At 69.9% G+C, this 11,232-nt stretch carries 11 protein-coding genes and 2 pseudogenes; 5 read left to right on the plus strand and 8 right to left on the minus strand.

Annotated elements, in window-relative coordinates; genetic code table 11:
• A partial coding sequence (locus tag ACLEQD_RS26150) for a DUF3592 domain-containing protein (RefSeq protein WP_410387691.1) occupies positions 1–395 on the minus strand: 395 nt, incomplete at its 3' end.
• A gap of 351 nt (positions 396–746) precedes the next feature.
• Between ACLEQD_RS26150 and ACLEQD_RS26155 the strand changes: the two genes are divergently transcribed.
• Positions 747–1,367 (plus strand): imm11 family protein, encoded by a 621-nt coding sequence (locus ACLEQD_RS26155; protein ID WP_410387692.1) that lies wholly within the window; start codon positions 747–749, stop codon positions 1,365–1,367.
• Positions 1,368–1,450: 83 nt separating this feature from the next.
• Positions 1,451–1,600 (plus strand): hypothetical protein, encoded by a 150-nt coding sequence (locus tag ACLEQD_RS26160; protein WP_410387693.1) that lies wholly within the window; start codon positions 1,451–1,453, stop codon positions 1,598–1,600.
• 101 nt (positions 1,601–1,701) lie between these two features.
• Here the strand turns inward: ACLEQD_RS26160 and ACLEQD_RS26165 are convergent, their stop codons facing one another.
• The gene (locus ACLEQD_RS26165; RefSeq protein ID WP_410387694.1) at positions 1,702–1,929 is read right to left on the minus strand and encodes a hypothetical protein; all 228 of its coding nucleotides are present in this window, start codon (positions 1,927–1,929) and stop codon (positions 1,702–1,704) included.
• Between the two features lie 114 nt (positions 1,930–2,043).
• Between ACLEQD_RS26165 and ACLEQD_RS26170 the strand changes: the two genes are divergently transcribed.
• Positions 2,044–2,223, plus strand: a complete 180-nt coding sequence (locus ACLEQD_RS26170) for a hypothetical protein (protein WP_410387695.1) — start codon at positions 2,044–2,046, stop codon at positions 2,221–2,223.
• A 2-nt stretch (positions 2,224–2,225) separates the two neighbouring features.
• Here ACLEQD_RS26170 and ACLEQD_RS26175 read toward each other — a convergent pair whose 3' ends face one another.
• Positions 2,226–3,323, minus strand: a complete 1,098-nt coding sequence (locus tag ACLEQD_RS26175; RefSeq protein WP_410387696.1) for a pectin acetylesterase-family hydrolase — start codon at positions 3,321–3,323, stop codon at positions 2,226–2,228.
• Between the two features lie 538 nt (positions 3,324–3,861).
• Between ACLEQD_RS26175 and ACLEQD_RS26180 the strand changes: the two genes are divergently transcribed.
• Positions 3,862–4,158, plus strand: coding sequence for a hypothetical protein (locus ACLEQD_RS26180; protein WP_410387697.1), 297 nt, complete (start codon positions 3,862–3,864; stop codon positions 4,156–4,158).
• Positions 4,159–4,263: 105 nt separating this feature from the next.
• Here the strand turns inward: ACLEQD_RS26180 and ACLEQD_RS26185 are convergent, their stop codons facing one another.
• Positions 4,264–5,178 carry a DUF2381 family protein gene (locus ACLEQD_RS26185; RefSeq protein WP_410387698.1) on the minus strand — a complete coding sequence of 305 codons (915 nt, stop codon included), beginning with the start codon at positions 5,176–5,178 and terminating at the stop codon, positions 4,264–4,266.
• Between the two features lie 24 nt (positions 5,179–5,202).
• Positions 5,203–7,023 (minus strand): protein kinase domain-containing protein, encoded by a 1,821-nt coding sequence (locus tag ACLEQD_RS26190; protein WP_410387699.1) that lies wholly within the window; start codon positions 7,021–7,023, stop codon positions 5,203–5,205.
• Between the two features lie 182 nt (positions 7,024–7,205).
• Here ACLEQD_RS26190 and ACLEQD_RS26195 point away from each other — a divergent pair.
• Positions 7,206–7,564: pseudogene (locus tag ACLEQD_RS26195) on the plus strand (helix-turn-helix transcriptional regulator).
• Positions 7,565–7,625: 61 nt separating this feature from the next.
• On the opposite strand, the gene ACLEQD_RS26200 reads toward ACLEQD_RS26195, so the two are convergent.
• From ACLEQD_RS26200 to ACLEQD_RS26210, 3 genes and pseudogenes are all read right to left on the minus strand, one after another.
• On the minus strand, positions 7,626–8,117 hold the full coding sequence (locus tag ACLEQD_RS26200; protein ID WP_410387700.1) for a universal stress protein: 492 nt from the start codon (positions 8,115–8,117) through the stop codon (positions 7,626–7,628).
• A 122-nt stretch (positions 8,118–8,239) separates the two neighbouring features.
• Positions 8,240–8,545, minus strand: a pseudogene (locus ACLEQD_RS26205) (universal stress protein); the annotation flags it as partial.
• Between the two features lie 126 nt (positions 8,546–8,671).
• Complete coding sequence (locus tag ACLEQD_RS26210; protein ID WP_410387701.1) at positions 8,672–10,948, minus strand: hypothetical protein; 2,277 nt, start codon at positions 10,946–10,948, stop codon at positions 8,672–8,674.
• Positions 10,949–11,232 lie beyond the last annotated feature (284 nt).

Below are 11,232 nucleotides of genomic sequence, written 5' to 3' on the forward strand. Positions count from 1 at the left end.
GTCGCCTCGCGAGGACGTCCCGGCTGGGAGGGATCCACCAGCAGCTGCACCCGGGCGCCGTGGCCCAGGCCCGCCGCGTGGTCCGCGTCCGTGCGCACCCCCGACACGGAGTGCTCCTCGCCCGCGAACGTGTAGAGGACGTCCAGCGTGCCCTCCGCGTCCTCGCGCTGGTTCAGGGGCGGCGCGTGGCTCGCGCCCACCAGCGCGTCCACCAGCTCCGCGCGGGACGTGAAGCGCTGCTCCTCCACGAAGTAGCGCCCCAGGTAGCCGGCGCCCAGGCCCAGCACGGCGATGACCGCCACGCCCAGCACCACCCCACGCACCAGCCGAGCCACCGCCCCGGGCACCTGGGCGAGTCGGACAGCGCGGGGGGCATGGGGGATGGCGAGCTGCATGGCGGGGGCGGAGCCTACTTCACGACCATGGCTCGCGCTCCATTCGCGCCCGCGGCAGCGCATCCGTCGCTACCTTCCGGTCGGCGATTCTGATCCGGTGATGAATTGGCGTCTGGACAAGTAGACCGCGCTCAGCACGCCGAGAGGTGCCTTGTGAGTGGGACACCTGCTCAACAGCTATTTCTTGTATTGCTCGACCTTGCGTCGACGATGGACTCCCGAGACCTGCAAGAGCATTGAGCGTTGCCGGGAGGCGCTGACGAAGATCCTTCAGGTGCTGGCGCGCGAGCTCTCGGAACAGGGGACCAGGCTCAACCGGTTGGTGACCCGAACCGAATGAAGGATGACCTCATGCAGAAGCGGTTCTTCAAGTTGACTGACGATGTGTACCTCTCCGGCCGGTGGGAGTTGGGACATCCGCTCGATCAGGAGGGCCGGAAGCTCGAGGACCCGTGGCAGTTCAGGATCGGGCAGCGGGCACACCCGGACGGGCACATCAGGATCCCCATCAAGATCTCCGGCACGCCGCTCGACTACTCCCACGCGGCATTCAGCATCCCTGTCGTCCATGCCCGGGTGGCCTCCCTCTTCACCGAGTTGGCGCCCGACGACGTGCAACTCATCCCGGTGGAGATCGACTCCCAGCCCGCTCAGCACTTCATCCTCAACGCCACCCGGCGGGTGAAATGCATTGACGACGCTACGTGCGAGGAAGTGCGCTACTGGACCCCGGAGGACGGGATGCCCGAAAAGGTAGGGACGTATTCCTCGGTGTCCGGAATGCGCATCGACACGGCGAAGGTGGGAGAGGCCAAGGTATTCCGAACCTGGGGCTGGACGGTGGCCTTGATCGTGTCCGAGGAGCTCAAGGAGGCACTGGAGCGCGCGGGCATCTCCGGCGTGAAGTTCAAGGACGTCACGGGCCCCGGTGCCACTCCCGGCCTCCCGGACGAGACGCCGCGCTCGACTTGACCCGGGACGCGGCAGGTCGCTCGAATGGTCTCGAAGACTTCATTCCAGTCACCCACGCGCTCCCTGCGCCCAGGAAGACAGCCATGCCGACAGCCTCCATCACGGTGATTCCTGACAACAACTTGCGGCTGGAGCTTGACGGCCAGGTCTATTGCTTCAACCCGATGACGGAAGAAGATGAGCGCGAGGAGGCCGACGCGGACACCATCTTCATTCTCGAGGGGGAGCGCTGACGCAAAAGCATGACCCGGCACAGCTGAGCGGAGAGGCCTATGAGCTGGAGAACGGGATCAAGCTTCTTCGAAAACCGTCCGCGGAGCTCTGGTGCTCCCGCTCATTCAAGCAACATCTCGAGCAACGCATCGACGATGCCAGGGCGGGGCGATGCCGGTTTCCGGGCCAGAAGGAGTTCTATTCGAGCCTGGCGGGCAAGCTCCATTGGCTCCACCCCCAGCACACGATTGTCAGAGAAGGCGTCACCCTCCGCCTGCTTGAGTTCACCCAGAAGCCGCTCTTCCCCGCGCAGAAGTCGGGCGTCCTGATCACGGTCGGGGAGAAGCACCTTCTTGTCGCGAACGGCTCCGCCTGCAATGCCGACTACACCACGTCAGCCGTCCCCAGGCTGGAGCTGCTGATCCTGGATGCCGATGTTCCGAAAGAACAGGCGACTCCGCTGGTGGACTTCATCCGGTTCCTGAGCCCGAGAAGGCTCTTCCTCAAGCCCCAGAGCGTCAGGAAGAAGCTGCACGCGGAGCTGCTCGAACAGCTCAAGTCCCGGGCGCCGGAGATCGAGGTCGTCAGCCAGAAGAGGTTTCAACTGCCCCTTTCTGGCCGGCCGACCGCGGCAGGCCCCTGAGCTCAGGGGCCGGCGTGGTCCCAGGCGGGATCCTCCGCCGCGAACTGCTGGATCCACCCTCGCACGGTGGGTCCCTCGCCGTTGGCGGTGTCCGGGTGGGCCAGGAGCACGTGAGCGTTGCCCGGCAGGTAGAAGGTCTTCACGTTCGGCGCCGCGGAAGCGCGGGCCGCCTCCAGGCCGGACTGCACCTGTGCGCCCTCCAGTCCGAAGTAGAGGGAGATGGTGCCGTCCTGGAGGTACCCGAGCATCCCGTAGCGCCGGGGCGTGGTGAGCAGCCGCGCGGATGCGCCCAGCACCGCCGACAGGCCCGTGTCGCACCCGGTGCAGCCAGGAGGGAACTCCATGCCCCAGTTCGCGCGCATCGCGCCGTAGCGGCCATCCCCCTGCGTGTCGATGATGAGCCCCGAATCATTCAGCACGTCCACCCGCGCCCAGGGCAGGGCCTTCTGGACGCGCCACGCATGGAACGTCGCCCCGTAGCCGCCCGCGCTGATGCCGGTGAGCCAGACGCGGTCGGCCTGGGGGAAGGTCGGCTGGAGCCGGCGCAGGTACGCATCCATGTTCCGGGCGCCGACGTGCTCGACCTTCTTGGGGCCGAACCAGTCATACGTCTGGACGCGGGTGCCCGCGTGGAGGTCGCCCGTGCAGTAGGGGATGTAGACGAAGCTCGCGTCGCGGAAGGGATTGCGGACGTCCTCGCGGTCGAAGAGCACCGCGAGGTCCGGCGCGCGGGCCTCGGCCAGCACCGGATCCGCGCCCATCGTGTCGGTGATGTGGGTGGCCGTGCCCAGCGCGCAGGCGGCGGCCTCCCAGCACGCGCCACCCCCCGCGAGGAAGACGACGACCCGCTTGGAGCGGTCCGTGAGGTTGACGGCCATGCCCGTGGACGTCCCGTTCGCGCAGTGGGCGTCGGGGACGGGCACGAACGTCCAGGACTCACGGGGCGCGTCGATCGGAGCGCCCGCGTCCACCGTGTAGGGGATGGACGGGAGATCGTAGTCGCCCGCTCCCCCGTCCGGAGCGCCACCGCTGTTTCCAGGAGGATTCGCGCAGGAGGAAAGGACCAGGATGCCCAGGAACGTCACGAGGCGTGTCGGCATGTATTCACAATAACACACATGCCGTTTGTTTCCGCGAACTCTCCGGGGAACGTCACGTTGCCGAGCGCGATGCTCCGGGGCCCGTCCGTGCGTCATGCCCCGGACCTGGACCTGGTGGCCGACGTGCTTCCCTGGGAGGACGCGCATGACCCTGAGCGCCCGTTGCTCAATGCGTGAGGGATGTTCAAATCCTGTCACTCGCACACGATTCCGGGGTGACGGTCCTGGCAATGCCTGTCACTTTCGCACGGCCCCTCACGGGGCACCTTCATCCTCAACTCAAGGAGCGCGGCGTGCGTCTGGCAATCATCGCGGGACTGCTGTCGGTCGGGCTGTTCGCGGGCTGTGGCGGCGTGGACATGGAGTCGGGGGACGTTGAATCCCAATCCCAGACGCTGACGCCGTGTGAGCGGGACTGCCTCGCGGCCTACCGGACCTGTAGCTATCAGCGACGACGCCCGAGGAACTGCAGGCCTGCCGCGACGAAAGCAACTCCTGCGTCGAATTCTGCTTCCCCTACCAGGCGCCCGCCGCAGCGGTGACGGCCCGGTCGCAGCGGGACTGCGAGCGGGCCTGCTTCATCCAGTATGACGAATGCTTCAATCAGTCGACGTCGCCCGAGCAGGACGCCGCCTGCGAGGCGGAGAGCAACGTCTGCTACGAAAAGTGCCAGCCCTGGGCGGCCAGCCCGGTGCAGGCCATGCGCCCGCCGCCGTGCGAGTACGCGTGCGACCTCGCCTACACCTCCTGCCTGCGCAACTCCCCGACGCCGGACCAGTGCGCGCCGGAGCGCGACGACTGCTACAGCACCTGCCCCAGCCCGGCGGCGCGGTAATGGTCCCTCTACCGGGGCCGCCGGTTTCCGCGGCGGTCCCGGCGGCCGGTGCGGGCCGCGGACGCGCGCCTGCTGATGTCGTGAACCCCTTGTTGACGCGAGGGCTCAGGGGAACGTCACGTTGCCGAGCGTGATGCTCCGCGGCCCGTCTGCCTCCCAGAGCTTGAGTGAGAAGGGCCCTTGGACAGCCGCCGCCGGGGCCTCGGCTTCAACGATCACGCGCCCTCGCGTTCCTGGCAGGACTGGCTCTGACTGCCATACTTGAAGGATCTTCAACGCCTCGCCGGACCTGCCCTTGAGCGTTGCCCCCTCCGCCGTCCATGGCAGCGTTCCAGTCTTCACATCAACCCAGACGTCCACTGTCGCCAGCTTGCTGGAGCGGTAGCTATTGACGAAGGGTACCGCCAGTTCATTGGCGGCCGTTTTCGCGACGGTCTTGGTCAGGGCCTGACCGGATACACCGTGCGGGTCCAACCCGCCATTGACGAGGAGCCCCGGCATGCCACCGGGTGCCTTGTGCTCAGCTCTCATGCGCGCCAGCTCTTCCTGACAACGCAAGACCTCCGCGCGCGCATCCCGGATTTCTTGCTGATAGGACTCCATCGTCCGCTGTTCCCGGTAGACCTCGATGGTGGCCTCCGCTTTCGCCGGATGCACCTTCAGCAGGAACACCGCGCTCGATGGCGCCGAGCCGTCCCGGAAGCGCACCACCAGTTTGAACCGTTCGCCAGGGGTGGCGTTCGCCGAGGGCACGAGCCTGAGAGTGGCCTGCCCCACATCGATCAGGGAAAAGCGTTGTCGGCCTTCCAGCTCGACGGCCTCCCTCTGCAACTCCGAGTCGAAGAGAAGCATGGTGGACAGCCCCGGGCTGACCGTCACTTCACTGACGTTCCCAGTCCCCTCCGGTGTCAGCTCGATGCGCCGTGCACCGGGTACTGAAGCCGAAACCTCCTGTTGCGCAACCGCCGCACTCCCACCGAGAAGCAGCGCCAGCAGAACGACCCGTGATGGAGAAGGCACTCGACAGTCTTTCCGTTGGAGCCGCTACTCGAATTGAGCAACAGCCTTCACATATGCCGACGTCCAGATACGCGCCCGGGATGCGGAGTCATCGCCTGCTTCTCGCGCCATCCCTCGCGGGCCCTCTTCGGCAAGGACTTCAAGGCATACAGGGAAACTGTCGCCCTGTGGCGTCGTCGCCCAGGTGAGGCGAGCATAGACACGATCACGCACGGTGCTCCGCCCTGACAAGACGGTGCGGTCCGGAAGCCCTTCCCAGTTTGCAAAGACCTGGACCTCAACAGGTCCCTCTCCGATGGAAATGATTTGAGGGTCGCCCTCTGCGAAGACCGCCGGATGCGTGTCCCCAATGTCTATCCCCCGCTTCTCCATGGCCTTCACCGCTCCCACCGGACACGGCTCGGGCGGCGGAGCCGGGCGCACCTGCGGACCCGGGCACGCGAGCGCGGTGCAGGCCGCCGCCGTGCTCACCGCACGGGCCATGACGCCCATGCCCGTCTTCGCGGGCTTCGAGGGGAGCTGAAGGGGCTGCGTGTCTTTCGGCGGCGGCGTCACGGTGGCTGAGTCCTCCTGGAGCGTCGCGGGGGGCGCGACGGCCGCGGCGGTGGCCTCCGGCCTGGTGGGAGCCGCGGCGCGGTCAGCTTGAGGCGCCTTGCCAGAGGCCGCTACTTCCTGACGGGCGGGATCCACTCCAGCGACTCGCGACGTCCAAAGCCTCAGCGTGGCCGCCGCCGCGAACAGCACCAGGGCCAGCGCCACCATCGCCCAGGCTCGCGAGCGTCGACGCGGCTTCGGCGCCGCCTTGACGGTCGTCCCGGGCGCCGTCGTCTCCGCTTCGGCAGCGGGCGGCGGTGCCCGCTTGCCCCGGCGAGGCCGGTGCAGCGGCGCACGCAGCCACCGGTCCATGCTGTCCCTGCCCCCTTCCGTCGTCGCGGTGTCCTCCCCGAAGGCATCGCAGAGCGGCACGTCCCACGCCGCATCCGCGCCGCCCAGCACCTGCTCCAGCTCCGTCACGGCAGCCAGGGCGCTCGGCGTGCGCGTCTCCGGCGTCTTCTCCAGCAGGCGCATGCACACGTCGCTCAGCGCTCGGGGCACCCGTGCATTCTCCTCGTGGGGCGGCGTGGGCCTGCGGGTCATGACGTCCTCGATGAAGCTGGCGTCGTCGGTCCCATCGAAGGGCTGCCGCGCCGTCAGCAGCGCGTAGAGGACCAGGCCCAGCGCCCACAAATCGTCCGAAGGGCCCGCGCTGTACCGGGCTCCAGGTGAGCGCGCATGCTGCCGGAAGAACCGCCACGCCTCCGGAGCGCGGTACTCCGGCGTCCCCGGCGGCAGGATGTCCACCGTCAACCCGCGGGCGCCCTCGTAGTCGCCGATGCCGAAGTCCACCAGCTTGGCCAGGCCGTCCGAGGCCCGCACCATGACGTTGGCCCCCTTCACGTCCCGGTGCAGCACCCCTGCCGCGTGCGAAGCCGCCAGCGCCCGCGCCACGTCCAGCACCACGCGAGCCACCTGCCGCGCCGTGGGGTTCTCCTCGTCCGCCCACGCGTCCAGCCGGCGCCCGTCCACGAACTCCATGGCGATGACCGCGAAGCCCGGCGCCCCCGGCGGCCACAGGCCGTAGCCCTGGAGGCCCACGACGTTGGGGTGCCGCAGCTTCAAGAGGATGGAGACCTCGCGCTCCACCCGCTCTCCCACGCGCGGCAGGTGCAGCAACTTCAAGGCGAAGGGCTGCCCCGCGTTGCGCGCGAGGTACACCGTGCCGAAGCCCCCCTGCCCCAGCTGGCGCTCCACGTTGTAGCCCAGCACCTCGACCCCGGGCGGCAGGATGGCGGGCGGCGGCCTCATGGCGTCCACCCTCGGGGACTTCGGGCCACTCGCATGCGACGTCCTCCCAGCGGGGACGCGCACGCTACCAGAAGCCCGGCCTCCATCCCCACACGTTCCCTGCACGTGACGTGCTCAATCCCCCCTCTGGGGCTCGCCCCAATGGATTCACTGTTCTGGCCCTCCCAAGTACATAGGGGGGCATGAATGAAGACCTGGCCATCACCATTGGCCGCGCGGCCGCGCCGCCCGCGAGGAGCAGGGCCTGACCCAGGCGGAGGTGGGTCCTCGCGTCGGCCTCCTCTCCGCCGTCTACAGCCGGCTGGAGCGCGGGAAGATGCTGCCCAGCGTCCCGACGCTCTACCGCCTCTGCACGGAGCTGAGGGTGTCCCCGGAGGACATGCTGGGCCTCACCGCCCTGGTGCGAGGCCGCAAGGGCCAGCGCCCACGCGCGCGCGAGGACGAGGCCCCCGCGTTGCGCCGCCTGCTCTACCTCGCGCGCAAGCTGGACGCGGAGAAGCTCGAGGCCCTCCTCCACGTCGCCACGGCGCTGACCCGCTGACGGCCACCGCGTAACGGCCCCCGGCCCGCCTCCGTTCAGGCATGGCCGCGGCCTCCCTGGCTCATGGCTCCCCGCCGCGCTCCATGGCGGGAGGGCGGACCACGAGGACGTCGCAGCCGGCCTCGCGAATCACGTCCGTCGCCACGCTCCCGAGCAGGATGCGCGACACGCCCGAGCGCGCCTGGGTGCCGAGCGCGAGCAGATCCGCCCGGTGCCGGCGCGCTTCCTTCAGGATGACGGAGTACGGGCTGCCGTGCTCGAGGGCCTGACGGTAGCGCAGGCCCAGGGTGTCCAGGTGCCGGTGGAGCGGACGGAGCTCGCGCAGCGCGGAGTCCTTGAACCGCGCCCGGTACCGCTTGCGTTCGTCGCGCGTCAGCCCGGGGAAGACCATGTACTCCAGCGGCGACTCGTACGCGTGGATGAGCCGCAGCCAGGTGCGCGGCTCCAGCAGGGCGGGCAGGAACTCCGCGGCGTGCCGCGACGTCTCCCCGGCGTCCACGGCCACCAGGGGGCGGAGGTACGGGGCCTCCACGAGCCCGTGGACCACGAGCACCGGGGGCTGGCCATACCGGATGACGTGCTCGGCGGTGGAGCCCAGGAACAGGTCCCGGACGGCCGGCGGCCATGCCGGCCCAGGACGACCAGGTCCGCGCCAGTCGACTGGGACTGGCGCTGAAGCGTGGGGGCCGGCTTCCCGAACACGAGCCGCGCCTCGACGGAGGCGCTGGAGCCCGCGGCGTGAAGCGAGGCGTGGAGCTCATGCGCGATGACCGACAGCGTCCTGGCGGCCCGCTCCCGGGCCTGCTCCACGAACTCGCGGGGCGCCCGTCCCGGCAGCACGTGCATCAGGATGACGGCCGCCCCCGGGGCGAGCGGCAGGCGGGCCGTCCGCTCCACGGCGCGCGCTCCGGCCGGTGAGAAGTCGGTGGCAACGAGCACCGTCCGGAGGCGTGACGGCGGCGGTCTTCGCGTGAGGGTCATTCCGTAGGATAGGCAACCGCGGCACGAGCCGCGTCCGGAAGCCTCCCCCACGCAGCCGGGGACCCTCCCCGCCGCTCGTCAGCACGCTGTCGTGGACGGCCGCATGGGCGGCGGCGAGCGCCCGCGTCAGGGCTTCAGCCGCTCCAGTAAGATGGCCGCGTTGCGGGGCCCCAGGCCGTCGTAGGAGCCCGTGCGGTTGCCCATCTCCCGCAGGAAGTGGATCCACTGCTCCTTCTTCGACAGGCCCTGCGGCATCGTGATGCCCACGGTGTTCTTCGGGTAGTCGCGCACGGCCTCCGCGAACTTGTTGAGCGCGTGCGCGCTGCCCTTGTCCTTCGCGACGCCGGTCGAGCCAATCGCAAGGAGCATCCGGTAGCGCTGATCCGGCGTGAGGCCGAAGTCATTGGCCACCTTGTCCAGTTGGGGCAGCGTCGACGCCGCGCCGGCGAAGAACTCCGGGAAGGTCTTGCCCAGGCCGAGCACCTGGTCCCGCGTCCACCCGGTGGACTTCACCAGTGACTCCACCTGCTCCGGTGACGAGTACTTCTCCAGGTGGGTGACCTGCTCCGCGTCCGCGCCCGCGCGGCTCAGCAGCGTGCGCTGCTCCGAGCGCAGCTGCTCCGCGGCCTCGTACTCCTGCCGGGACAGGATGCTCATGCTGACGAGTTCGCCCATGATGTAGACCGCCGCGCCCACCGCCGCCAGCGGGGCTCCCACGCCCGTGGAGCCCACCGCGACCAGGGCCCCGCCGACGATGCCCATCACGTCCCCCGCGATGGACAGGCCGGTGCCCGCGTTGCCCTGCCCCGCGGCGATCTCCTTGCCCTGCACCACCAGGTCCAGCGCGGCCCCGAAGGCGCCCAGGCCTCCCGCGAACCGCGTGGCCACCAGCGCGCCGCCGGACTTGTTCGCCGCCTTCAGCGCGGTGCTCGTGAGGCTGGCGAACTGCTGGGCCGTGAAGGTCCCCGCCCACAGCGTGCCCAGCGCATCCTGCGCCTTCGCGGACTCACTCGACTGGAGGATGCCCAGCACCAGCCCCGCCGCCGCGAACGGGGCGCCCCACCGCGACGAGCCGGACTCCAGCCCCTTCAGCGTGTTCAACCCCGCCTGGGTCCTCCCCGCGGCCAGGTCCCGCAGGCCCGCGAGCCCCGTGCGCATCGCCTGCGGCAGGTCGCTGACCTGGACGTCCGCCTTCGCGCCGCCCAGCTGCTGCAACAGGTACCCGTCGACCAGCAGCTTCTGGATGTGGTCCACCGCCTGCGTGGGCGTGGCCTTCGGGAACTTCTCGTAGAAGCTCACCAGCGCGCCGGAGACGGCCTTCTCGCGCACGGTGTCCAGCGGCAGCGCCGCCATGTAGGGCGTGAACGCGGAGCCGGGCGCCTCCATCTTCGCGGCCCACTTGAGCGCCTCGCCCGCGCTCTTCGACTGGGCCAGCGCGGTGTACGCGGCCTGGATGGACCGGGCGTGCGCGGAGCCCTGCGGCCCCCGCAGGGCCTGCTCCAGCCGCGGCGCGTTCTTCGCGAGCGCGCTCTCCAGCGCCTTCGCCTTCGTATCGAAGCGGGCGTAGTCGCCCCCGTGCAGCTTTCGGAACTCCTCGATGTAGGCCTTCTGCTGCGTGTCGGTGAGGAACGGCCCGAAGGACGCGATGTCCCCCGCCAGCCGCTGCTCCAGCGCGTCACGCTCCGCCAGGGCCGCCGTGTAGGCCTGCTCCGCGGCGTGCACCTCGGCCACCGCCGAGTCCAGCTTCGCGCCCACGTCCGGGCTGCCCACGCAGGACACCAGCACGTCGCGGTCCGCGGGCAGCAGGTGGCCCTGCTTCGCCGCCGCCTCCAGCGCGGGCTTCAGCGTCGAAGGGCTCCCCTGCCGCGCCACCGCCTCCAGCGCGCAGTCCGCCACGCGCTGCGTGCCCACGGAGGTGATGCCCGGGGGACGGGGCGGCGGGTTGGGCACCGCCTCCTTCACGCCGTGGGCGAAGTCCTTCGACAGCGCGTCCTCCAGCGTGCGCGCGGGCGTCGCCTGCAACAAGTCCATGAGCTTCGCCTGGAGCGCGGGGTTGCCCGCGGCCTTCTGCAGCGCCGCGTTCGCCGCGCCGGTGAGGCTGCGCGCCTGCGAATACCCCTGCGTCAGCAGCGTCCACGCCTCCCCCACGTTCACCGTGGGCGCGCTGTCCGCCACGGCCTGCGCCGTCTGCGTGGCCGACACCTCCGCTGCCTGCGCGGAAGCCGGAGGCGTGAAGCCACGGCCCAGGAGGTCCGGCCCCCTGCGCGGTGCGGCCACGACGAAGGCATCCCTGGGCTCGGGCGGAGGTGGCGGCGGCGGGGGCGGAACATACGGCTCCGGCTCCCACGTCGTGTTCACCTGTGACACGCCAGACGACGAACCCGCACTCGAAATGGTGCTCATGCGCAGCCCTCCCCCAGGGCAAGCGGACGGAAGCACCCTTGTGGAAGCAGCCCCCTTGCTTCCGTCCTGTTTTGATTATCGAACCAGGGCGGACGCGATTGCTTGGAATCGTCCGGCCCCTCCGGACAGGGGCCTCGGGCCCGGTGACGGACAGCGCCGCGAGGGACGCACGAACGTCCAGCGCTCGACGCTCCGGGAACGGGCCTGGCGGCAGGCTCGCGCGCCAGGGCCATAGTCGGGCCGGTGCGACCCTCCCAGCTCCAGACCTCGCGGCGCCGGGTGCG

The organism is Corallococcus sp. 4LFB, assembly GCF_046520365.1.
Lineage (GTDB): Bacteria > Myxococcota > Myxococcia > Myxococcales > Myxococcaceae > Corallococcus > Corallococcus caeni.

Coding starts and splice junctions, on each gene's coding strand:
- ACLEQD_RS26155 (WP_410387692.1), top strand. CDS start 747: ATGCAGAAGCGGTTCTTCAAGTTGACTGACGATGTGTACCTCTCCGGC.
- ACLEQD_RS26160 (WP_410387693.1), top strand. CDS start 1,451: ATGCCGACAGCCTCCATCACGGTGATTCCTGACAACAACTTGCGGCTG.
- ACLEQD_RS26190 (WP_410387699.1), bottom strand. CDS start 7,023: ATGAGGCCGCCGCCCGCCATCCTGCCGCCCGGGGTCGAGGTGCTGGGC.
- ACLEQD_RS26175 (WP_410387696.1), bottom strand. CDS start 3,323: ATGCCGACACGCCTCGTGACGTTCCTGGGCATCCTGGTCCTTTCCTCC.
- ACLEQD_RS26210 (WP_410387701.1), bottom strand. CDS start 10,948: ATGAGCACCATTTCGAGTGCGGGTTCGTCGTCTGGCGTGTCACAGGTG.